Source organism: Microbispora cellulosiformans (genome assembly GCF_008728085.1).
Classification (GTDB): Bacteria; Actinomycetota; Actinomycetes; order Streptosporangiales; family Streptosporangiaceae; genus Microbispora; species Microbispora amethystogenes.
On sequence record NZ_VYTZ01000003.1, the window covers coordinates 484,905 to 507,646 of the forward strand.

Below are 22,742 nucleotides of genomic sequence, written 5' to 3' on the forward strand. Positions count from 1 at the left end.
GGTGTGCCGAAGAGTGAAGCGACCCCCACCCGTCCGTGTCTGCTGCTCCTGGACGGGCATTCCCTCGCCTATCGCGCGTTCTACGCGCTGAAGGACGCCAATCTCATGACCACGGACGGTCAGCACACCGAGGCCGTCTACGGCTTCACCTCGATGCTGGCCAACATCCTGCGTGACGAGCAGCCGAGCCACATCGCGGTCTGCTTCGACCGCAGCGAGCCCACCTTCCGGCACGAGGCGTACGAGCCGTACAAGGCGAACCGGGCCGAGACGCCGGAGGATTTCCGCGGCCAGATGCAGCTCATCTTCGAGCTGCTCGACGCGCTGCGGATCCCCCACCTGTCGCTGGCGGGCTTCGAGGCGGACGACGTGATCGCGACGCTGGCGACCCGGGCCTCGGCCGAGGACATGAACGTGCTCGTCGTCACCGGCGACCGCGACGCGCTCCAGCTCGTGAACGACAAGGTCACGGTGCTGATGACCCGGCGCGGCATCAGCGACATGACCCGGTTCACCCCGGAGGCCGTGATCGAGAAGTACGGCCTGACCCCGGCGCAGTACCCGGACTTCGCGGCCCTGCGCGGCGACCCGAGCGACAACCTGCCGAACATCCCGAGCGTGGGGGAGAAGACCGCCACCAAGTGGATCGCGGAGTTCGGCTCGCTCGACGAGCTGGTCCGGCGGGCCGACGAGGTGAAGGGCAAGGCCGGCGACAAGCTCCGCGAGCACCTCGGCCAGGTGATCCACAACCGGATGCTGACCGAGCTGAAGCGCGACGCCCCGGTCGACGCCGAGGTGTCCGCGCTGACCATGGGCCTGTGGGACCGCGAGGAGGTCAACAAGCTCCTCGACTCGCTGCAGATCCGGGGCGAGCTGCGGGAGCGGCTGTTCAAGACCCTCGGCACCACCGAGCCGGAGGCCGGCGAGGGCTTCGAGCTGGAGGTGACCGTGCCGGAGCCGGGCCAGGTGGCGGCCTGGCTCGCCGCCCTCCCGGCCGACCGCGCCGGGCTGGCCTTCAAGGCCACGTACGGCAGCGGCACCGGGCGGCTCGACGGCATCGCGATCGCCGCCCCCGGCGGCGCCGCCTACCTCGACCCCACCCGGCTCACCGAGGAGGACGAGGCGGCGCTGGGCGCGTGGCTGGCCGACGAGAGCCGGCCGAAGGCCGTGCACGACGCGAAGGGCGCCCTGCTGGCGCTGTGGGCGCAGGGCCACGACCTGCGCGGCCTGACCTGCGACACCGCGCTCGCCGCCTACCTGGCCATGCCGGGGCAGCGGTCGTTCCCGCTCGACGACCTGGTGTTGCGCTACATCCATCGGGAGCTGCGGGCGGAGTCCGCCCCCGGCGGTCAGACGTCCCTGTTCGAGGACGCCGACGAGGGTGTGGCCAGAGATCTGGCCCTGCGCGCCCAGGCCGTGCGCGATCTCGCCGACGCGCTGGAGGGCCACCTGTCCAAGCGTGGCGGCACGCGCCTGGTGACCGACGTCGAGCTGCCGCTGGTGCGCGTGCTGGCCGAGATGGAGCGGGCCGGCATCGCCGCCGACCGGGAGTATTTCGCGGGGCTGGAGGCCGAGTTCGGCGCGGCGGTCAAGCAGGCGACCGAGGCCGCCCACCAGGCCGTGGGGGAGCAGTTCAACCTCGGCTCGCCCAAGCAGCTGCAGGAGATCCTGTTCGGCAAGCTCGCCCTGCCGAAGACGAAGAAGATCAAGACCGGTTACACGACCGACGCCGACGCGCTCGCGTGGCTGGCCCAGCAGACCGACAACGAGCTTCCGGTGATCCTGCTGCGCCACCGCGACCAGACCAAGCTGCGCACCACGGTCGAGGGCCTGATCAAGGAGATCTCCGACGACGGGCGGATCCACACCACGTTCAACCAGATCGTGGCGGCCACCGGGCGGCTGTCGAGCGAGAAGCCGAACCTGCAGAACATCCCGATCCGCACTCTGGAGGGCCGCCGCATCCGCAGGGGCTTCGTGGTGGGGGAGGGCTACGAGACGCTGCTGACCGCCGACTACAGCCAGATCGAGCTGCGGATCATGGCCCACATGTCGCGGGACGAGTCGCTGATCGCGGCGTTCGAGTCCGGGCACGACTTCCACAAGGCGACCGCGTCGCGGGTCTTCGACCTGCCGCCCGAGCAGGTGGACGCCGACCTGCGGGCCCGGATCAAGGCGATGAACTACGGCCTCGCCTACGGGCTGTCCGACTTCGGGCTCTCGGGGCAGCTCAACATCCCGGTGGCGGAGGCGCGGGCGCTCAAGGAGGAGTACTTCGAGGAGTTCGGCGGCGTCCGCGACTACCTGGAGGCGATCGTCGCCCAGGCCCGCAAGGACGGCTACACCGAGACGATCCTGGGCCGCCGCCGCTACCTGCCCGATCTCACCAGCGACAACCGGCAGCGCCGGGAGATGGCCGAGCGGATGGCGCTCAACGCGCCGATCCAGGGCTCGGCCGCCGACATCATCAAGCTCGCCATGCTCAACGTGCAGCAGGCGATCGCGGGCATGCGCTCCCGCATGCTGCTCCAGGTCCACGACGAGCTGGTGTTCGAGGTCGCGCCGGGCGAGCTGGAGGAGCTCACCGAGATCGTGCGGCAGCGGATGTGCCGGGCCTACGACCTGAGCGTGCCGCTGGAGGTCGGCGTCGGCGTCGGCGTCACCTGGGAGGACGCCGGCCACTGACGGTCATGAGCGGGCGGGCCTGTGGGCCCGTCCGGCCCTGCTCAGGCCGGCCTCCTCGACCTCCAGGAGGCTGGCCTCGTGCCGTTCCGCCTCGTACGCCGTCCGCCCGCCGCGCAGGCCGAACAGGCGTTTGCTCAGGGCGATGTACAGCACGGCCGCGATGTTGACCAGCAGGAGCACGATGCGGAACGGGCTCACCTTCTCGGCGATCTCGTAGATCTCCACCGGGATGAACGCCGACGTCACGATCACCGAGAAGTACTCTCCCCAGCGCCTCAGCAGCCACAGGCCGGCGCCCTCGACGAGCATCAGCGCCGCGAGGGCGAGAAGGGCGAGGACGATCCCGGCCAGGGTGCTCGTGCGCGCGGCCAGCACGGTCCGCAGGGTGTGCACCACACCCGACTGGTCGAGGTTCCACCCGAGCCGGTGGGCCAGCGGTTCGATCAGCGGGAGGTCCTCGTCGAACGCCCGCCGCACGGCGTCGTGATGCGCGCGGAACCGCCAGACGCCGTACGCGCCGCCCAGCACGAGCACCGCCTTGGCCCAGCGGAAGACGGCGATCGTCCGCAGCACGGCGGCGTCGCGCAGCGCCCGGCCCCGCAGCACGACCGGCGCGTCCCCGGCCGGTCCCGCGCCGCGCGGCGGGCCCAGGGTGAAGTCGCCGCAGCGCAGGCAGCGCCACGCCTCTCCCAGCGGGGTCTCGGCGTGTAGCCGGGCCCGCAGCGCGTCCTCGTCCGGCGCGTAGGTGACGTGTCCGTGCCGTCCGCAGGCACGCAGGCTCCAGTCCACAGAAAAATTGCAACACAGATGAATAGGGACACGGCGGGCAGTAAGGTCAAATAACTGTGCGCAACCTCGCCCGGATGACCGTCGCCGCCAGCATCGCCGTCGCCACCGTCGTCATCGTCGTGGTCGGCCTCGTCGTGCTCGTGCTGCTGACCCGGTCACCGGGAGACGGAGTCCAGGGGGACGGCCGGTCGAAGGTCCGGTCGCAGCCGCCCGCCTCATCGCCGCAGCCCAGCGTGCCACCGGTGCGCGCGACCGCCGAGTCGGCGAAGAAGGTCAAGGCGAACGAGGCCGGGCTGGTTCCCGTGATCATGTATCACCGCATCCTGCCCAAGCGGATCGCCTCGATCGACCGGACCCCCGGCCAGTTGCGCAAGGAACTGGAGCGCCTGGCCAAGAACGACTACGTGCCGATCACCGCGGCCGAACTGGTCGCCGGGCGGATCGACATCCCCGCCGGGACCCATCCCGTCGTCCTGACCTTCGACGACGGCCATCCCAGCCACTTCGCGACGGACCGGAACGGCATGCCGAAGAACGACACGGCCGTCGGGGTCATCTACGAGGTCGCCGCGAAGTATCCGAACTTCCGGCCCACGGCGACCTTCTGGGTCAACCGGGACCCGTTCGGCCTGCGCGACCGGGCGGAGCAGAAGAAGGCCGTGAAGTGGCTGCTCGACCACGGCTTCGAGGTGGCCAACCACACCTACTCCCACCCCGATCTCCACCGGCTGTCGAACAAGGGGGTGAGCGAGCAGATCGTCCGGCAGGAGCGGCTGCTGAAGAAGATCGGCGCGCCCCCCTCCGCCACCTTCGCGCTGCCGTACGGCTCGCGCCCGAGGAAGCTGAGCCGGGCGCACGAAGGGAAGTGGGACGGCACGCGGTACGACTTCGACGCCGTCTTCCTGGCCGGAGCGCAGCCCACGGTTTCGCCTTTCGCGAAAAGTTTCCCGCGCTACGCGATCCCGAGGATCCAGTCCAACGGAAAACGCGGGGACTGCCGGCGGTGGTGCACGACCTACTGGCTGGAGTGGCTCGGCAAACACCCAAGAGAGCGTTACACGTCGGACGGCGATCCGGAGCGGGTGTCGGTGCCGCGCAAACTCCGGGCAACGCTCTCGCCGGGCCGGGCCACGTCGGTGATCACGTACTAGGCGAACGTCCGGATGCCTCGGATTGACCCGGCTCGCCATGTCTCATATGCTGATCGCTGCGCTGTGGGCTCGCGCGCGTCACGGACGGAGCGGGCTCGCGCTCGGTCATCTGGTCGCTACCAGGAACAAACGGCACCCCGGTGAACGAAAACAGGCCCGCCGCGCTTCTGTCACAACGACATCTGTCCGGTTCGGAGCAATTCCACACATGACGAGCAGCACTGAGGCCACCTCGAGCACCCCGCAGGTAGCGGTCAACGACATCGGTTCCGAGGAGGCCTTCCTCGCCGCGATCGACGAGACCATCAAGTACTTCAACGACGGCGACATCGTTGAAGGCACCGTCGTCAAGGTCGATCGAGACGAGGTCTTGCTCGACATTGGCTACAAGACCGAGGGCGTCATCCCGTCTCGCGAGCTTTCGATCAAGCACGACGTCGACCCTGCCGACGTCGTCGAGGTCGGAGAGCACGTCGAGGCCCTGGTCCTCCAGAAGGAGGACAAGGAAGGCCGCCTCATCCTGTCCAAGAAGCGCGCCCAGTACGAGCGCGCCTGGGGCACGATCGAGAAGATCAAGGACGAGGACGGCATTGTCACCGGCACGGTCATCGAGGTCGTCAAGGGCGGCCTGATCCTCGACATCGGCCTGCGTGGCTTCCTCCCCGCCTCCCTCGTGGAGATGCGCCGGGTCCGCGACCTGCAGCCGTACGTCGGGCGCGAGCTCGAGGCGAAGATCATAGAGCTCGACAAGAACCGCAACAACGTGGTCCTGTCGCGCCGCGCCTGGCTTGAGCAGACCCAGTCCGAGGTGCGCCAGACGTTCCTCAACACCCTCCAGAAGGGCCAGGTCCGCAAGGGCGTCGTGTCCTCGATCGTCAACTTCGGCGCGTTCGTCGACCTCGGCGGCGTCGACGGTCTGGTGCACGTGTCGGAGCTGTCCTGGAAGCACATCGACCACCCGTCCGAGGTCGTCGAGGTGGGCCAGGAGGTCACCGTCGAGGTTCTCGACGTCGACATGGAGCGCGAGCGGGTCTCCCTGTCGCTCAAGGCGACGCAGGAGGACCCCTGGCAGCAGTTCGCCCGTACGCACCAGATCGGCCAGGTTGTGCCCGGCCGGGTCACCAAGCTGGTGCCGTTCGGCGCGTTCGTCCGGGTCGAGGAGGGCATCGAGGGCCTGGTCCACATCTCCGAGCTGGCCGAGCGCCACGTGGAGATCCCGGAGCAGGTCGTGCAGGTCGGCGACGAGATCTTCGTGAAGATCATCGACATCGACCTGGACCGCCGCCGCATCTCGCTGTCCCTCAAGCAGGCCAACGAGGGCGTCGGCGCCGAGGTCGAGTTCGACCCCACGCTGTACGGCATGGCGGCGACCTACGACGACCAGGGCAACTACATCTACCCCGAGGGCTTCGACGCCGAGACCGGCGAGTGGCTCGAGGGCTTCGACAAGCAGCGCGAGGAGTGGGAGCGGCAGTACGCCGAGGCCCAGTCCCGCTTCGAGGCCCACCGCTCGCAGATCGAGAAGGCCCGCCAGGAGGAGGCGGCGGCCAGCGAGGCCGCTCCGTCGTCCTACAGCGGCGGTGGCGAGACCACCTCGCAGTCCAGCGGCGGCAGCGGCGGTGGCGCTCTCGCCTCCGACGAGGCCCTCGCGGCCCTGCGCGAGAAGCTGGCCGGCGGCCAGAGCTGACACACGGTCCCGGCGGGCTGACGCATGGTCCCAACGGACTGATGCACGGCCTGCCGGACACCGGAACACCAAAGGAAGGGCCTCGCTTCGGCGGGGCCCTTCCGCTGTGTGCGCCCGGCCTGCCGGTGGCGCCCGGCCGATCGCCGATAGGGTGGCGGCGTGGTGGAGATCACGAAGGCCGTGCCCGGGGACGCCGGGGAGATCCTGACCCTGCAGCGGGCCGCGTACGTGACCGAGGCCCAGCTTTACGGCGACCCGTTCATCGCGCCGCTCGTGGAGTCGCTCGACCAGGTGCGTACGGTGATCGAGGCGGCGATCGTGCTCAAGGCGACGGACGGCGGGCGGGTGGTCGGCGCGGTCCGGGGCCAGCTGTCCGGCACGACGTGCCTGGTCGGCCGCCTCGTCGTCGCACCCGACCGGCAGGGGCAGGGGATCGGCACCGCACTGCTGGCCGCGATCCACGAGGCCGTACCCGAGGCGGCGGCGTTCGACCTGTTCACGGGGCATCTGTCGGAGGGGAACCTGCGGCTCTATCGGCGTCTCGGCTACCGCGAGACCCAGCGGGAGCGGGTGCAGGACCACCTCATGCTGGTCCACCTGCGCCGGGAGCCCCAGCCTGCCCGATAGGCTGCGGGACGTGCTGAAGGTTGGGCTCACGGGCGGCATAGGTTCGGGCAAGAGCGAGGTGTCGCGCCGGCTCGCCGCCCGCGGCGCCGTCGTCGTCGACGCGGACAAGATCGCCAGAGAGGTCGTGGAACCCGGCACCCCCGGGCTCGCGCAGATCGTCGCGGCGTTCGGCGAGGGCGTGCTCCGCCCCGACGGAGCCCTTGACCGGGAACGCCTCGGCTCGATCGTCTTCGCCGACACCGAGAAGTTGCGGATCCTCAACGGGATCGTCCACCCCAAGGTGGGCGAGCGCAGTGAGCAACTGCAGCGGGAGGCCCCGGACGACGCGGTCGTCGTCTACGACGTGCCGCTGCTGGCGGAGAACAACCTGGCCCCCCTGTACGACGTGGTGATCGTCGTGGACACGCCGGACGACGTCCGGCTGGAGCGGCTGCTGCGGTCGCGCGGCATGTCCGAGGCGGACGCGCGCGCCCGGATCGCGGCCCAGGCCTCGCGCGAGGACCGCCTGAGGATCGCCGACATCGTGATCGGCAACGAGGGCTCCCTGGACCAGCTGGAGGCCCAGGTCGACAGGGTCTGGCAGGACCTGAGCACCCGCGCCTCCTCCCAGCGCTGACCTGCGGGGAAGCCGGCACCTGAAAGAGGCGCGCCCGGCCATCTTGCGAATCTACAAGGTAAAGGCGCCCGCGCTATACCAGCCCCCGACGGGCTGTCGCCTCGTCACGCCTTGACGAATTTGGCTAATGGTATTAGCTTTGAGGCTATGAGCATGAGCCTGGAGGGCGACGTGACCGAGAACGGCGTGACGCGGTTCCTGAAGATCGGCGACGGAGAGATCGCGTACGACGTGATCGGGGAGGGCCCGCTGGTCGTGATGGCCCCGGGCATGGGGGACAGCAGGCGCGCCTACCGCTTCCTCGCGCCCGCGCTGGCCGCCGCCGGCTACCGCGTGGCGGTCATGGACCTGCGGGGGCACGGCGAGTCGAGCCTCGGCTGGAGCTCCTACACGCGCACCGACACCGCGAACGACATCGTCGCCCTGATCGAGCACCTGGGCGGTCCCGCCGTGGTCGTGGGGCACTCGTTCGCCGGAGGGGCGGCCACCATCGCGGCGGCGCGGCGGCCCGAGCTGGTCGGCGCGCTCGTGGAGATCGCCCCGTTCACCCGGCCGCAGCAGCCCGACCTGGGCGGGTTGCTGCGCAACGGGCACTACCGCAGGGGCATGACGCTGCTGATGGGTGTGGCGATCTTCCGCAGCGCCGGGCTGTGGAAGAGGTATCTCGGCCACGCCTACCCCGGCGTCAAGCCCGCTGACTGGGCGGGCTACCTGACCGCCCTGGGCGACGACCTGGGCAGGCCGGGCCGCATGGCCGTGGTCAGCGCGATGGGCGCGTCCGCCCCGAAGGACGCGGGCGCGCACCTCGGCCGCGTCCGCTGCGCCGCCCTGGTCGTCGTGGGGACCCGCGACCCCGACTGGGCCGACCCCCGCGCCGAGGCGGACGGCGTGGTCGCCGGCATGCCGGCCGGGCTCGGGAAGGTGGCGATGATCGACGGCGCCGGGCACTACCCGCACGCGCAGTACCCCGGCGAGGTCGCCGCCGCCGTGCTCGCGTTCCTCAAGGAGGAGGCTCGTGCCTAGAGCGTCTCTGTCTCCCGACGCCGTCGTCGGTCTCGCGCTGCGGATCGTGGACGAGGAGGGCCCGGACGCGCTCACCCTGTCCGCGGTCGCCGGGCGGGCGGGGGTCGCCACCCCCTCGCTCTACAAGCACGTACGCGGCCTCGCCGAGTTGCGTGGCCTGGTCTCCGGGCGGGTGCTGGCGGAGCTGACCGAGATCGCGGCGGAGGCGGTGCTCGGCCGGTCGGGCGACGACGCGCTGCGCGCCCTGATGGACGGCTGGCGGTCGTACGCCGCCCGGCACCCGCACCGCTACTCGGTCCTGGTCCAGGCGCCGTTGCCGGAGACGGCCGAGGCGGGGGACCGGCTCGTCGGCGTCATGCTCGCGGCGCTGCGGGCGTACGGGCTGGAGGGCTCGGCGGCGATCCACGCGGTCCGCTGCCTGCGCGCCGTGACGCACGGTTTCGCCGTCCTGGAGGCGGAGGGCGCGTTCCGTCTCGCCGAGGACCTGGACGAGAGCTACGCCCTGCTGGCCCACATGGTCGTCTCCGGGCTCCGCACCGCCCGCGAGATGAGCGCCGCCGACGGCACGCCCGGGCGCTGAACCCCCCGAGCAGTAGACCCCCGGCGTGTCAGAAGGGCTCGTCCAGGGCCAGCCGGCGGACCTCCGGCAGGTATTCGTCCAGCTCGCCCGGCTCGAACCGGCACATGCCGATCACGAACCAGAACTGGCCCGTCACGTCGCCCTCCAGCTTGTACAGCCCGCCGGGGGAGAAGGCGGCCCACCCCTCCGGCAGGCCGAGCAGGGTCGTGCGGCGCGTACGCCGGGGGACGTCCCACAGGATCACCACGCCGTCGTCCCCGCCGCTGGCGAGCAGGTCGCCCGAGGGATGGAACGCGACGGACCAGATCCGGCGGCCGTGGCCCGCGAGGGAGCCGACGCGCGCGCCGGTCGACGGGTCCCACAGGTGGACGGCGAGGTCGTCGCCGGCCGTGGCGAGCAGGTCGCCGGACGGGCTGAAGGCGGCCGTCCACAGCCGGCCGCCGCCGTCGAGCACGTGCGCGCACTCGCCGGAGGCGAGGTCCCACAGGCGGGCGGTGCCGTCGTTGCTCGCGCTGGCCAGCAGGCCGCCCGCGGGGGAGAAGGCCACCGCGTACACCCGGTCGCCGTGGCCGTCCAGCGTCGCCGTGCACCGGCCCGTCCGCAGGTCCCACAGCCGCACCCGGCGGTCGTCGCAGCCGGTGGCGGCGAACCGCCCGCCGGGATCGAAGGCGATCGACCTGACCCGTCCCCGGTGGCCGGAGAGGTTCGCGACCTGCCGCCCGGTGGGGCGATACCACAGCCGCACGCTGTCGTCGTCGTTGGCGGTGGCCAGCAGTTCCCCGTCGGGGCTGAACGCCTCGGCCCACACGTGGTCGGTCTCCACGTTGAGCTCGCGCTCGTACACCCCCGCCACCGGGTTCCACAGGTAGACCCCGCCGTCGTTGCTCGCGGTCGCGAGCAGCGGCCCGGCTGGGCTGAAGACGGCCGACACCAGCCGGTCGGCCGTCCCGGTGAGCGAGCGCAGGCGCCGTCCCGTCGCCGGGTCCCACAGGCGTACGTAGCCGTCGTTGCCGCAGGCGGCGAGCATGCCGCCGTCGGCGGAGAAGCGCACCGAGGTGATGCGGCGCCCGTGCCCGCGCAGCGTCTGGGCGCACTGCCCGGTATGCGGGTCCCACAGGCGGGCGGTGCCGTCGTTGCTGCTGGTCGCGAGTTGCCGGCCGTCCGGGCGGAAGGCGAACGGCCACACCGATCCCCGGTGCCCGGTCAGCTCGGCGCGCGCCTGGGCGGTGACGGAGTCCCAGAGCCGCACGACGCCGTCGCTGTCGCCGGTGGCGAGCAGCTCCCCGGTGGGGTCGAACAGCACCTGGTAGACCGCGCCGCGGTGCCCCGGCAGGCTGCCGGCCGCCTCACCCGTGACCGGGTCCCACAGCCGTACGGCTCCCTCGGTGTCGCCGGAGGCGAGCAGCCGGCCCTCCGGGTGGAAGGCGAGGGAGTAGATCCGCCCGGGGTGCCCGGTCAGCTCGTGCAGCGCGGCGCCGGTGCGGGGGTCCCAGAGGCGCAGCACACCCTGCCCGTCCCCGGCGGCCAGGCGGGTGCCGTCGGGGCTGAGCACCAGCCGGTAGACGGCTCCGCTGTGACCGGTCAGGTGATGGCGCACCTGCCCGGTGGCGAGGTCCCACACGCGGATCACCCCCGCGCGGTCGCCGGTCACCAGCAGTCCCGGCAGGAACACGGCGGTGTAGATCGGGGCGCTGTGACCCGGCAGTTCCCGCACGAGCTCCCCGGACGCCCAGACCCGCACGATCCCGTCGGCGCCGCCGGCCGCGATCAGGTCGCCGGAGGTCACGACCGGCCACACCCCCTCGGGATGGCCGTGCAGGACGTGGGACGGCGCTCCGGTGTGCGGGTCCCACACCCGCACGGTCCCGTCGCTCGCGCCGGTCACCAGACCGGCCTCGCCGTAGACGACCTTGTAGACGCGGCCGCGGTGGCCGTGCAGCGTGCGCAGCGCCGACCCGGTGACGGCGTCGCAGACAAGCACGCCGCCGTCCTCACCGCCGAGCGCGAGCACGCCGCCGTCGGGGTGGTAGGCGACCGGCTCCGGCAGGCGGCTGCTCTCGAAGTGGTAGCCGTACGGCACGCCCACGACGGCGGGGGCCGGCTCGGCGCCGACCGGGTCGCCCGCTCTCCCGCGGCCGCCGGGCCCGGCCGGTACGGCGGGTGCGACGGCCGCGCCGCGCAGTTCCGGCGCCGCGACGGGGACGCCGGTGGCGCCGACGATCGCGGCCCGGTCCCAGCGGCTGCCCTCGACGGCGACGTCCCGCAGGTCGGCGCGGGCGAGCCGGGCCCGGGTGAGGTCGGCGCCGCGCAGGTCGGCGCCCACCAGCACGGCCTCGTCCAGGCGGGCACCGGCCAGCCGCGCGTCCCTGAGCACGGCGTGGGAGAGGTCGGCCCCGACGAGCCGGGTGTCGGTCAGGTCGGCGCCGGTGAGATCCACGCCCTGCAGTTCGCGGTACGACAGGTCCTCGCCGCTGAGCCGCGCCCCGCGCAGGTCGGTGCGCGCCGAGGTGCGCAGCCGGGTCGTCACCTTGATGGCGTTGGCCCGCGCGACGTCGCCGGAGGCGGGGGAGGCGAGCGTCCTGGCCGCCCAGGCCTGCAGCCGGGACGCGTCGGCGAGGTCGCACAGGAAGTCGACGGTCAGCGTGGACAGCGGCCGCAGGCCCAGCCAGCCGGAGGCTTCGCCGGCGGTCCCGCTCGGAGGCCCGCCGAGGGACTCGGCCAGATGCCGGGCGACCAGCCACTCGGCGACCGAGGCGTGGATGAAGCCGAACAACCCCTCGTCGGTGCGCACGAGCAGGCTGCCCGCTCCGACCGCGTGTACGGCCTGCTCCGGCGTCAGCCGCGCCGCCCCCGCCGCCCCGCCCGATCCGTACGGCACGGGGGCCCGCGGGTCGGCGGCGAGGCCGGTGAGCGTGTCGGCGGCCTCGGCCAGCTCGGCCGGCCGCAGGTAGGTCTCGCCGGTCTCCCACAGCCGCAGCGCGAGCGTGGTCGTGGCCCGCCGCAGCTCCTCGCGGGTGAGCCCGCCGGGGGCCCCGGCCACGCCGCCGACCCGCTCCTCCTCGAAGGCCAGCCAGGTGTCGAGGATCTCCTGGTAGAGACCGGCGGCGCTGATCGTCTCTCCGGCCCGCGCGACGGCCCGCAGCCGCTCCTCCGGCAGATCGGCGATGAAGCTCAGCATGCGGGGGTTGTGGGCCAGGCCGAGCAGGTCGGCGATGCCGGTGAGCAGGGCCATCCGGTCGTCGGCCGCCTCCCGCGAGCCGTACCGGTTGAACAGGTACGCCCGGATCTGCTCCTCGGTGAACTCCTCGATGCCGAGCACCCGGCGGTTGGGCAGCAGGCCGACCTTCTCGCCGAGCGCGGTCATCACCTGGCTACGCGACTTGAAGTGCTGGGTCCGCCCCGCCACGACGATCTTGGCCTTGTCCTCCGCAGCGCGCAGCAGGGTGTCCAGGTGGTCGGCCGCCCGTTCGTACGTCACGCGGGTGACCAGCTCGTCGAAGCCGTCGAACAGCAGCACGATGCGGCCCTGGCGCAGCATGTAGTGGAACGCCTTGAGGTCGATCAGCTCCTCGCCGTGGTTGGCGAGGTGCGCCGCGACCAGCCCGGCGACCGAGTGCGCCTTGTCGAGGGCGCGCAGCTCGATCAGGATCGGGGTGAGGTGCGGCAGTTCGGCGGGGATGCGCCGGGCCACCTCGCGCAGCGAGAACGTCTTGCCCCGGCCGAAGTCGCCGAGCACGAGCACGAACCGCCCGTGGTCGGCGGCGAGCAGCCGCATCAGCTCGCCGCCGAGGTCGTCGCGCACCTCGCCGCCGTTGCGGTCGAGCTCGCGGAACCGCTGCGGCACGTACAGCTCGGGCGGGTAGCGCCGGTCGCCGCGCAGCCGCGCAGTCTGCCCGGCGACGTACGCCGACAGGTCGAGCAGGCCCTGGAACTCGGTGAAGCTGCGTAGGCGCAGCCCGCGCCGCAGGGCGTCGTCGCGTAACGCCCGGGGCGGCGGCGGGCCCTGGTAGACCAGCTCCGCCGCGTGCTCCAGCCCGGCCGCGTGGACGTGGCCGAGGAACGCCTCGACGTGCTCCTCGCCAGGCTCCCCGGCGTGCGCGCCGACGAGGACCTGCCGGACGAAGCCGTCCTCGGGGTGGGTGACGAGCAGGCGCGGCGGGTCGCCGGCCACCCGTTTGATCTTGGCGCGTTCGAACCGGGTCTCGCAGACCTCGGCGATGAGGTCGAGCAGCAGGTCGGCCGGGCCGGCGGGCTCCTCGGGGGCCACTTCCGGCGGTTCCGCGACCGGCGGCGGAGGGCTCTGCGGGCGCCACCCGCGCCAGCGGTAGGCCAGGGCCTCCGGCTCGCGCAGCTCCGGCCGGTCGCGGGTCCACCGGCGCAGCCCCTCGGGTGTGAACTGGAGGATCTGGTGGCGTCCCGGAGCGAGCGCCGGCACGCACGGCAGGCCGTCCAGCTCCCCGGCCTCGGCCGGGCCGTCGCGCCGCGCGTCCCGCCCGTGGACGAGCAGGTCGAGCCGGGAACCGAGCAGGCGCTGCAGGGTGTCGGCGTCGCGCAGGCCGGGGCGCGGGGCATGGGCGACGACGCCGATGCGCAGCCATCCGTCGTACGGCCGCAGCCGCTCGGCGAACCACGCCGCCTGGGCCTCGCCGACGAAGCCGTGGGCGTCCTCCTCGCGGTGGCTCATCGCGATGGTCGAGTTGATCCCGGCGACGACCGTGCGAAGCTCGGGCAGCTCGAACAGCGTCCACGGCTGGGCGCTGTCGAAGGCGGGGCCGTCGAGGCCCTGGTAGAGCTCGCCGAAGAGCGTGGAGAAGTGCCGCCACTTCGGCCAGTAGGGCGGCTGCGGGCGCACGTCGTCGGCCTCGCAGGTGGCGAAGTAGGCCCGGCACGCCGCCTTGGTGACGTCGCGCGGCCCGGGAACGACGGCGAGGCGCCCGGGTTCGAGGCCGAGCAGCACGCGCAGCCCGGTGAGGAACGCCAGCGCCTGCTCGCACTCGCGGATGCTGCCCGACTCGGTGAGGTCGCCGGTCACCACGAGCAGGTCGGGCCGGGGCACCCCGGCGTCGGCGAGGCGGGTCAGGTCGGCCCACACGCTCGCCTGCAACTCGCCCGCGTCGAGCGGCTCGTCCGCCTCCGCGAGCCCGCGCCCGAAGCGCGGCCCGGCGACGTGCAGCACGGTGACCGACGACGCGCCGCCCGCGCGGTCGGCAGTCGGGAACGCCGGCTCGGCGGCCGGGGCCCGGCGCGCCCTGGGGATCCGTACGGCGGGCACCGGGTCGGCGGGCGGCCGGAGGGCACGCGGGTCGTGTGGACCCGGCGAGCCGTGCGGGCCCGGTGAGCCGTCGGCGGACGCGGCCGGGAACCGGGGCGGCTCGTCCGGTTTGGCCCGCCCGGCCAGGGCCTGCCTGATCCGGGTCAGCAGCAGCCGCCGCGCCTCGCCGGGGTCGGTCACGCCGAGGAGGTCGACCCAGGTGATCGTGGACAGCAGCCCGTCGAGCGGGCAGTCCTCCAGCCGGACCGTCACGAGCTTGTTGGACGGGTTGTCCGGATCGGCGCGCAGCGCCGCCTGCCACTCCAGCCTGCCGTACCGCGAGCCCAGGTAGTTACGGGTGAGCACGGCGACGACCAGGTCGGCCTCGCTGACGCCGCGGTCCATGAAGTCGATGAAGTTGGTGCCGGGCACGAAGTCCCACGCCTGGAGCATCGTGCGGTAGCCGGCGGCTTCGAGCTGCCAGGCGATCCACGTCGCCCACCGCTCGTCCGCGGGGGAGTAGCTGACGAAGATCTCCGTTCTGGCGTCCCCGCGCCCGCTCACGCCGCCCCCTCACCCGGCGGCCCGGGTAGGCGGACCGCCCGCTGCCTGGTGATTCGCCCGCTCATGCCCTGTTCGCCGCAATCGCCCACCGGCCGCCCCCATCGACGTGCGTCATGGGGCCCAGTATTCCCGCTGTCACCGACGGTTTGGAGGGGTTCGATCATCTCGGCCTGCGGGATAGGGTGTCCGCGTGGCGACCGGGCTGCGGAGGCTGAGCGTTCTCGACTGGATCAGGTTCGGGCTGCTCGCGGCGGGCCTGGTGTTCGTGGCCACCGGCCTGCTGCCGGCCGAGACCGCCAGGGAGAGCGTCGAGCGCATCGCGCCCCTGCTGCTGTTCCTCGGCGCGGTCATCGTGCTCGCCGAGCTGACCAAGGAGGCGCGGGTCTTCGACGTCATCGCGACCCGCATCGCGATCGTCGGCCGGGGCAGCTACGCGAGCCTCTTCCTGCTGTGCGCGGCGTTCGCCTCCCTGGTCACGATATTCCTGAACCTGGACACGACGGCCGTGCTGCTGACGCCGGTCATGCTGGCCCTGGCGCCCCGCGCGAAGATCGCCCCGCTGCCGATGGTGATGACCACGGTGTGGCTGGCCAATACCGCGAGCCTGCTGCTGCCGGTCTCCAACCTCACCAACCTGCTCGCCATGAACCGCGTCGCGCTGACCACCCAGGAGTTCGCCGCGCGGATGTGGGCGCCCCAGCTCGTCTCGATCGCGGTCACGATGGCCTTCCTCTGGGTGTTCTACTGGCGGCGCGGCGAGCGGGGGGAGGACCGGTACGAGCCGCCGCCGCCGGTCCCGGTGGCCGACCGGGTGCTGTTCGGCGTCTCCGGTGTGGCCTGCCTGCTGTTCATCGCCGCGATCCTGGCGGGCGTCGAGATCGGCGTCGCGGCCCTCGTCGCGGCGGTCGCGGTGGTCGCGGCCTTCGCCTGGCGCGACCGGGCGAAGCTCGTGTGGGGCCTGGTCCCCTGGCGGCTGCTGGTCTTCGTCACCGGCCTGTTCCTCGTGGTCCCGACGCTCAGCCGCCTCGGCCTGGCGGACGTGATGCGCGCGCTCATCGGCGTGGGGAGCGACGGAGACGGCGCCTACCGCGCGGCCGCCGCCGGGGCCGCGCTGTCCAACGTGGTCAACAACCTCCCGGCGTACGTCGCGGGCGAGCAGGTCATCCCGGCGGCCAACCACACGCAGTTGCTGTCGCTGCTCGCGGGCACCAACCTCGGCCCGGTGATCACGCCGTGGGGGTCGCTCGCGACCCTGCTGTGGTTCGAGTGGTGCCGCCGGGGAGACGTGCGGGTGCCGCTGGCCAAGTTCGTCGCCACCGGCGCGGGCCTCGCCGTGGCCGGACTCGCCGCGACGGTGACCGTCCTGGTCCTCACCGGCTGAGCGCGTCTCAGGGCCGGCCCGGCCAGGCGGCGTACGCGTGGAACGCCTCCTTCGGCTCCCACGACCCGTCCGGCAGACAGCGGACGACGCCGTACGCCGCGAGGTCGAGGTCGTGGGCGGGGTCGGGACGGTGGGGATAGCTGTAGGACGCGAACGTGAAGAGGAAGGCCGTGTCCACCCCCTCCTCGGCGAAGACGTCCAGCAGCCCGGTGATCTCGGCGGCCTGCTCGTGCTCGTCGCGGACCAGCGGCTCCCGCAGCCGGGCGGGCTCCGCCGCGCGGTCCACGACGTTCCAGGCCGTCGCGCCCCGCGCCGCCGCGCCCCGGTAGGTGCAGCAGCCGAACTCGGTGACCGCGAACGGCCTGCCGTGCGCCTGGTAGGCCCGGATCCGCTCGCGGTAGGCGGCGGCGTTGCCCGCGTCCCTGTAGTGGTCCACGGCGACCACGTCGAAGGGCGACCAGTCCACCTCCTCCCACGGCCCCGCCGCGTACGTCACCAGGCCACCGAACTCCGCCCGCACGACCGGCGCCGCGCGGGCCAGGAAGCCGTTCAGCCGCCGGTTGAACGAGCCCTTGAGCGCCAGGTTCGCGAGGAGCCGGGGGACGGAGGTGAACATGCGCATCCGGGCGAACGCGTCCCGGCCGAGGACGAGCCCGCGCATGAAGAACGTCAGCTCCCGGCCGGTGACGAACACCACCCGGTCCGAGCCCGCGCGGAGCCGTTCGGCGGCCCTCGCGCACCGCGCCAGGTAGGGCAGCCAATCGCCTGGACGGGCGTTGTGCGCGTCGGGCGAGAACCACACCTCCAGCCCCTCGGCGAGGGCGTGCTCGGCCGCGACGGTCAGCCGGTCGAGGTCCTCGCCGAAGATCCGTACGGCGGCGCAGCCGAGGTCGTGGCGGATGACCCGCATCTCCTCGCGCACCTGGCCCGCGTCGAAGCGGGGCCGCGAGGGCCGGTCGGCGGTCGTCCGGACGCCCACGTCGTAGTTGATCGCCTTCCGCATGGCTCCACCCCTTCTCGATACGGTGTATCGACACGATACACTGTATCGAGTGAGTGTGATCTGGGAGCGGCCCGAGCCGGGTGAACGCCGGTCCGTACGGCTGAGCAGGCAGGCCGTCACCGCCGCGGCCGTCGCCCTCGCCGACGTCGAGGGGCTGGAGGCCGTGTCGCTGCGCCGGGTGGCCGCCGCGCTCGGGACCGGCCCCATGCGCCTGTACGGCTACCTCGATTCCAAGGACGACCTGCTCGACCTGATGATGGACGCGGTCTGCGGCGAGATCCCGCCGCCTCCGCCCGGCGACTGGCGCGACGAACTGCGGGCCATCGCGTGGGACACCCAGCGCACGGCCCGGCGTCACCCCTGGTACGTCACGCTGCTCGGCACCCGCCAGCCGTACGGGCCGAACGGGCTCGCCTACTCCGAGCGGCTGTTCGCGGCCGTGGCCCGGCTGGGGCTGCCGGCGCGGCTCACCGTTCACGCGGTGGACGCGGTCCGGGCCTACATCGCGGGCTTCCTGCAACTGGAACTGCTGAGTGGCCCGGAGGCGGAGCCGGGGGAGAAGAAGCTGGCCTACCTCGCCCGATCGGTCGCCACCGGGAGATATCCGACGCTGGCGTGGATCATCGCCGAGTTCGAGGCGGTCGGCCCGGAGGAGGCGTTCGCCGAGGGGCTCGAACGCGTCCTCGACGGCATCGCCGCCGCCCGGCCCGGCGCGCCCTGATCTTCCTGCCGGACGTTGCCTATGGACACCGTTGAGAACGACGCGGGAAAAAGTTGTCGAAATCCTCATGAGCCAGGAGGGTGGTCCTGGTATGGGATCGTCCCGTGACAGATGAACAGCGCCCATCGCGGCGGCGTCTCCCCGCCGGAGACATCGCCAGGGTCAGCGTCTTCGCCGCGCTGATCGCCGTGCTCGGCCTGCCGGGCACGCTGAACGTCTTCGGCGACGTGGTGCCGATCACGTTGCAGACGCTCGGCGTCATGCTCGCCGGGGCGATCCTGGGCACCTGGCGGTCCGCCCTCGCCGTCGCGGTCCTGCTCGTGCTGGTCGCCGCGGGGCTTCCACTGCTCGCCGGCGGACGCGGCGGCCTCGGCGTCTTCGCCGGCCCCTCGGCCGGCTTCCTGATCGGCTGGCTCCCCGGGGCGGCCCTGACCGGCTGGATCGTCGAGCGCGGCGGCCGCGCCCCGGGCACGATGCGGATGCTGGCCGCCTGCCTCGCGGGCGGCGTCGGGGTGGTCTACCTGTGCGGCATCCCCGTGCAGGCGCTGGTCACCGGGCTTCCCCTGGGCAAGACCGCCCTGCTGAGCGCCGGGTTCCTGCCCGGCGACCTGATCAAGGCGGTGCTGGCGACGATCGTGGCGCGGGGCACCCAGCGGGCCTACCCGGACGCGATCCCGGCGGTGCACCGCGAGCGGCTGCGGGCCGGGGGACGGTGATCCCCCCGTGCCGGTAGCCGACCGGGTCCTGCGCCACGCCACCACCCGTCCGCATCAGGTCGCGGTGTCCGGCCCCGGAGGCGACCTGACCTACGCCGAGCTCGCCGGCCGCGCCGGACGGGCCGCCCGCCGTCTGCGTGACCGGGGCGCCGGGCGCGGCGCGCTGGTCGCGGCCGGCCAGGCCGATCCGGTGGACCTGCTCGTCGCCGTGCTCGCCGCCGACCTCGCGGGCGCCACGCCGCTGCTGTGCGACCACACGTGGAGCGCGGAGCGGCGCGAGCAGGTCATGGCCGCGGTGCCCGTCGCCGCCCGCTTCGACGCCCCGCTGGCCGGGGCGGACGGCCCGCCCGTACGGCACGATCCGGCCCCGGGCGACCTGACCTGGGCCTGCTTCAGCTCCGGCAGCACCGGAAGGCCGCGCGCGGTGGTGCGCACCCGCGCCTCCTGGACCGGGTCGTTCCCCCACCTGGACGAGCTGACCGGGATCGGCCCGGACGACGTCGTGCTGATCCCCGGCCCGCTGGTCTCCTCCCTGTACGGCTTCGCGGCGGCGCACACCCTGGCGGCGGGAGCCACCGCCGTGGTGCCCGGCCGGTGGTCTCCCGCGGCGCTGGCCGGGCAGCTGAGCCGGGCCACCGCGGTCCACGTGGTGCCCCACCGGCTGCCGGCGGTGCTGGACGTGCTGGAGGCGACCGGCGGCCCGCTGCGTACGGCCGTGGTGGGCGGGGCCGCCCTGGACCCCGGCGCCCGGACCCGCGCGGCGCGGGCCGGAGTGCGTGTGGTGTCCTATTACGGCGCGACCGAGCTGTCGTTCGTCGCCGTGGACGCCGACGGCCGCGGGCTGCGGCCGTTCCCCGGCGTCGAGATCGACGTCAGGCCGGAGCCCGGGCACGCCCTGGGTGAGGTGTGGGTGCGTTCCCCCTGGCTGTGCGAGGGCTATCTGGCGGGGGCCGCCGGGCCCCTGCGCCGGGACGGCGACGGCTGGACGACGGTCGGCGACCTCGCAGAGCCGTACCGGCCGGGCGAGGTCCTGCGGCTGCGCGGCCGCGGTGACGGCGCGATCCAGACCGGCGGCGCCACGGTGGTGCCCGAGGACGTCGAGGAGGTGCTGAGGAAGGTGCCTGGAGTGAACGACGTGGTCGTGGTCGGCACGCCGCACCCCTACCTCGGCGCGGTCGTCACCGCGGTCGTGGAAACGGTCGTCGAGAGTGCGGCCGGGGTGATCGCCGACGGCACCGATGCGAGCGACGCCGAGGGGATCGGCGAGGGCGCCGTGCGAATCGAGGCACTTTCGCGGGCGGCTCTGGAGGAGGTGGCGCGCGCCGAACTCGATCCGGCGCAGCGGCCCCGGCGCTGGTACGCCACGCGCTCCCTGCCCCGCACGGCCGCCGGGAAGCCGGCCCGCGGCCTGCTCGCCGCCCACCTCGCCGCCCGTTTCGCCGGCGACCCGGAGACCGGCGGCACGGTGATCGGTGGCCCGGAGATCTGGCGGCTCGGCTGAGATGGACGACCAGCCGGTGATCGTGGCGGCCCGCCGTACCCCCATCGGCACCGCCGGTCACGCCTTCGCGACCGTGCCGGTCCACCGGCTCGCCGCGCCGGTCGTCGAGGCGGTGGTCCGCGACGTCGCGCCGCTCGGCGTTCCGGTGGACGACGTGGTGCTGGGCAACTGCACGGGTCCCGGGGGCAACCTGGCGCGGGTCTGCGCGCTGGCCGCCGGGCTGGGGCCGGAGGTGCCGGGCGTCACCGTCGACCGGCAGTGCGGCAGCGGGCTCGCCGCGATCCTGCTGGCCGCCCAGGCCGTACGCTGCGGGGAGGCCGCCCTCGTCGTCGCCGGCGGGGCCGAGAGCGCCTCGACCGCGCCGGTGCGGGTCCATCGGCGGGAGGGCGTGCCGTACGAACGAGCGCCGTTCGCGCCGGAGGGCCACCCGGACCCCGAGATGGGCCCGGCGGCTGAAGCGCTCGCCGCCGCGTACGGCGTGACCAGGGAGCGCCAGGACGACTACGCCCGCCGGAGCCACGAGCGGGCGCTGGCCGCCCGCGAGGCGGGCCGGTTCGAGCGGGAGATCGTCCCGATCGGCGGCCGGACCGACGACCAGCGGCCGCGCGTCCTGCGGCCCGCGTCGCTGGCCCGGCTGCCCGCCGCGTTCGTGCCGGGAGGCACGGTGACGGCCGGCAACTCCTCCCCGGTGAGCGACGGCGCGGCGGCCGTGGCGGTCGTGCCGGAGCGGCTGCGCGCCGCGGCCGGGCTGCCCGGCCTGCGCCTGCTGGCCGGGACCGTGACCGGCTGCGACCCCGCGCTGCCCGGCTGGGGGCCGGTGCCCGCCGTACGGCGGGTGCTGGAGCGGACCGGGACGGACCTGGCGCGGGTGGCGGCGGTGGAGATCGTGGAGGCGTTCGCGGCGCAGGTGCTCGCCGTGACCGACGCGCTCGGTCTCGACCCGCTCGGCGCCGACGCGGACCGGGTGTGCGCCGGCGGCGGCGCGCTCGCCCTCGGCCACCCCTGGGGCGCGAGCGGCGCGGTCGTGGTGACCCGGCTGTTCAGCCGGCTCCTCGGGGAGGGGGCGCCGCCGGGCACGCTGGGCCTGGCGGCGGTCGCGGTCGGCGGCGGTCTGGGGATCGCCGCCCTGTTCGAGGTGGTTTGAGTGATCCGGCTGACGGACGTCCATGTGCGGCTCGGGCAGCGGGAGGTGCTGCGCGGCGTCACGGCCACGCTGACCGAGCGCCGGGTGGGGGTGGTCGGGGCCAACGGTTCGGGCAAGAGCACGCTCGCCCGCCTGCTCAACGGCCTGGTGCTGCCGTCCTCGGGCAGCGTCACCGTGTTCGGGCTCGACACGCGCCGTCACGCGGCCCGGATCAGGCGCGGGGTCGGGTTCCTGTTCACCGACCCCGACGCGCAGATCGTGATGCCGACGGTCGCCGAGGACGTCGCCTTCTCGCTGCGGCGCAAGGGCCTGCCGCGCGAGGAGACCGAGCGCCGGGTGCGGGAGACGCTGGAGAGGTACGGCCTCGCGGAGCACGCCGACCACCCCGCGCACCACCTGTCCGGCGGCCAGAAGCAGTTGCTCGCCCTCTGCTCGGTCCTCGTGCTCGAACCGGAGATCCTCGTCATGGACGAGCCCACCACCCTGCTCGACCTGCGGCACTCCCGGCAGGTCGCGGGCGTGCTGCGGAGCCTGCCGCAGCAGGTGGTGGTGGTCACCCACGACCTTCCGTTGCTGGAGGACTTCGACCGCGTGCTCGTGGTGGACCAGGGCCGGATCGTCGCCGACGCGGATCCCGCGACCGCGATCGGCCACTACCGGAAGATGATGGCGTGAAGGGCCTCACCGGCGCCTACGTGCCCGGCGGCTCGCCCCTGCACCGGCTGCCCGCGGGCGTCAAGCTCGCTGGGCTCGCCGTGTGCTGCACTGTGCTCCTGCTGCTGCGCCCGCCCGCCGCGCTGGCGGTCGCCGCCGTCGTCGTGGCGGCCCTGTACGCCGTGTCGGGCGTGGGGGTGACGGCGGCCTGGGCGCAGGTGCGGCCGGTCCGCTGGTTCGCCCTGGCCCTGTTCGGGGTGCAACTGGTGGTGGCGGACCTGCCCGGCGCGGTGTCGTCCACGCTCCGCGTCGTGCTCGCGATCGCCCTCGCCGGGCTGGTCACCCTCACGACGCGTACGGCCGATCTCATGGCCTTCCTGGAACGGTGCCTCGCCCCCGCGAGGTTCGCCGGGCTCGATCCGTACCGCCTGTCGCTGCTGCTGTCTCTCACGCTGCGCAGCGTGCCGGTCGTCGCGGAACTGGCCACCCGGGTCAGGGAGGCCCAGCGCGCCAGAGGGGTCGAACGGAGCCCGCGCGCCTTCGCCGTCCCGCTCGTGGTGGGCGCCCTGCGGCACGCCGACGCCCTGGGCGAGGCGCTCGCCGCCCGCGGCCTGGACGACTGACCCCCCGGCTGCCGCGCTCGGGGCTT

At 73.5% G+C, this 22,742-nt stretch carries 17 protein-coding genes; 14 read left to right on the forward strand and 3 right to left on the reverse strand.

Features of this window, described 5'->3' with window-relative positions; all coding sequences use genetic code 11:
• Window positions 1-3 precede the first annotated feature (3 nt).
• A complete protein-coding gene (gene polA / locus F5972_RS10225) occupies window positions 4-2,685 on the forward strand; it encodes a DNA polymerase I (RefSeq protein ID WP_150933161.1) in 2,682 nt (893 codons plus the stop codon).
• Window positions 2,686-2,688: 3 nt separating this feature from the next.
• Here the strand turns inward: polA and F5972_RS10230 are convergent, their stop codons facing one another.
• On the reverse strand, window positions 2,689-3,474 hold the full coding sequence (locus F5972_RS10230) for a DUF2127 domain-containing protein (protein WP_150933162.1): 786 nt from the start codon (window positions 3,472-3,474) through the stop codon (window positions 2,689-2,691).
• 74 nt (window positions 3,475-3,548) lie between these two features.
• Here F5972_RS10230 and F5972_RS10235 point away from each other — a divergent pair, with 74 nt between their 5' ends.
• The 6 genes from F5972_RS10235 to F5972_RS10260 all read left to right on the forward strand — a co-directional run bounded on the left by F5972_RS10235 (window position 3,549) and on the right by F5972_RS10260 (window position 9,158).
• The gene (locus tag F5972_RS10235) at window positions 3,549-4,625 is read left to right on the forward strand and encodes a polysaccharide deacetylase family protein (protein ID WP_150933163.1); all 1,077 of its coding nucleotides are present in this window, start codon (window positions 3,549-3,551) and stop codon (window positions 4,623-4,625) included.
• 208 nt (window positions 4,626-4,833) lie between these two features.
• Window positions 4,834-6,312, forward strand: coding sequence for a 30S ribosomal protein S1 (gene rpsA / locus F5972_RS10240; protein ID WP_150933164.1), 1,479 nt, complete (start codon window positions 4,834-4,836; stop codon window positions 6,310-6,312).
• A 159-nt stretch (window positions 6,313-6,471) separates the two neighbouring features.
• A complete protein-coding gene (locus F5972_RS10245) occupies window positions 6,472-6,939 on the forward strand; it encodes a GNAT family N-acetyltransferase (protein WP_150933165.1) in 468 nt (155 codons plus the stop codon).
• A 10-nt stretch (window positions 6,940-6,949) separates the two neighbouring features.
• Window positions 6,950-7,555 (forward strand): dephospho-CoA kinase, encoded by a 606-nt coding sequence (gene coaE / locus F5972_RS10250; RefSeq protein ID WP_150933166.1) that lies wholly within the window; start codon window positions 6,950-6,952, stop codon window positions 7,553-7,555.
• 147 nt (window positions 7,556-7,702) lie between these two features.
• On the forward strand, window positions 7,703-8,578 hold the full coding sequence (locus tag F5972_RS10255; protein ID WP_225311318.1) for an alpha/beta fold hydrolase: 876 nt from the start codon (window positions 7,703-7,705) through the stop codon (window positions 8,576-8,578).
• Window positions 8,571-9,158, forward strand: a complete 588-nt coding sequence (locus F5972_RS10260; RefSeq protein ID WP_150933167.1) for a TetR/AcrR family transcriptional regulator — start codon at window positions 8,571-8,573, stop codon at window positions 9,156-9,158. The genes F5972_RS10255 and F5972_RS10260 overlap by 8 nt, the downstream gene beginning before the upstream one ends.
• 28 nt (window positions 9,159-9,186) lie before the next feature.
• Here F5972_RS10260 and F5972_RS10265 read toward each other — a convergent pair whose 3' ends face one another.
• The gene (locus F5972_RS10265) at window positions 9,187-14,973 is read right to left on the reverse strand and encodes a WD40 domain-containing protein (RefSeq protein WP_225311319.1); all 5,787 of its coding nucleotides are present in this window, start codon (window positions 14,971-14,973) and stop codon (window positions 9,187-9,189) included.
• Between the two features lie 190 nt (window positions 14,974-15,163).
• Between F5972_RS10265 and F5972_RS10270 the strand changes: the two genes are divergently transcribed.
• Window positions 15,164-16,354 (forward strand): ArsB/NhaD family transporter, encoded by a 1,191-nt coding sequence (locus F5972_RS10270; protein WP_150933168.1) that lies wholly within the window; start codon window positions 15,164-15,166, stop codon window positions 16,352-16,354.
• A gap of 7 nt (window positions 16,355-16,361) precedes the next feature.
• Here the strand turns inward: F5972_RS10270 and F5972_RS10275 are convergent, their stop codons facing one another.
• Window positions 16,362-17,357, reverse strand: a complete 996-nt coding sequence (locus tag F5972_RS10275) for an abortive infection protein (RefSeq protein ID WP_150933169.1) — start codon at window positions 17,355-17,357, stop codon at window positions 16,362-16,364.
• 49 nt (window positions 17,358-17,406) lie between these two features.
• On the opposite strand from F5972_RS10275, the gene F5972_RS10280 reads away from it, so the two are divergent.
• The 6 genes from F5972_RS10280 to F5972_RS10305 all read left to right on the forward strand — a co-directional run bounded on the left by F5972_RS10280 (window position 17,407) and on the right by F5972_RS10305 (window position 22,716).
• Window positions 17,407-18,078: a TetR/AcrR family transcriptional regulator C-terminal domain-containing protein gene (locus F5972_RS10280; RefSeq protein ID WP_225311320.1), complete on the forward strand. Its 672-nt coding sequence runs from the start codon at window positions 17,407-17,409 to the stop codon at window positions 18,076-18,078.
• A gap of 104 nt (window positions 18,079-18,182) precedes the next feature.
• A complete protein-coding gene (locus F5972_RS10285; protein WP_150933171.1) occupies window positions 18,183-18,794 on the forward strand; it encodes a biotin transporter BioY in 612 nt (203 codons plus the stop codon).
• Between the two features lie 7 nt (window positions 18,795-18,801).
• Window positions 18,802-20,295, forward strand: a complete 1,494-nt coding sequence (locus tag F5972_RS10290; protein ID WP_150933172.1) for a class I adenylate-forming enzyme family protein — start codon at window positions 18,802-18,804, stop codon at window positions 20,293-20,295.
• 1 nt (window position 20,296) lies between these two features.
• A complete protein-coding gene (locus F5972_RS10295; RefSeq protein ID WP_150933173.1) occupies window positions 20,297-21,439 on the forward strand; it encodes a thiolase family protein in 1,143 nt (380 codons plus the stop codon).
• Window positions 21,440-22,114: an energy-coupling factor ABC transporter ATP-binding protein gene (locus F5972_RS10300; protein ID WP_150933174.1), complete on the forward strand. Its 675-nt coding sequence runs from the start codon at window positions 21,440-21,442 to the stop codon at window positions 22,112-22,114.
• Window positions 22,111-22,716 carry an energy-coupling factor transporter transmembrane component T family protein gene (locus F5972_RS10305; protein ID WP_150933175.1) on the forward strand — a complete coding sequence of 202 codons (606 nt, stop codon included), beginning with the start codon at window positions 22,111-22,113 and terminating at the stop codon, window positions 22,714-22,716. Before F5972_RS10300 ends, F5972_RS10305 begins: the two co-directional genes overlap by 4 nt.
• The last annotated feature ends 26 nt before the right edge of the window (window positions 22,717-22,742 follow it).

Excerpts from the sequence above, each read along its gene's own strand:
- F5972_RS10275 (WP_150933169.1), bottom strand. The coding sequence starts at position 17,357 with ATGCGGAAGGCGATCAACTACGACGTGGGCGTCCGGACGACCGCCGAC.
- F5972_RS10255 (WP_225311318.1), top strand. The coding sequence starts at position 7,703 with ATGAGCATGAGCCTGGAGGGCGACGTGACCGAGAACGGCGTGACGCGG.
- F5972_RS10235 (WP_150933163.1), top strand. The coding sequence starts at position 3,549 with ATGACCGTCGCCGCCAGCATCGCCGTCGCCACCGTCGTCATCGTCGTG.
- F5972_RS10295 (WP_150933173.1), top strand. The coding sequence starts at position 20,297 with ATGGACGACCAGCCGGTGATCGTGGCGGCCCGCCGTACCCCCATCGGC.
- rpsA (WP_150933164.1), top strand. The coding sequence starts at position 4,834 with ATGACGAGCAGCACTGAGGCCACCTCGAGCACCCCGCAGGTAGCGGTC.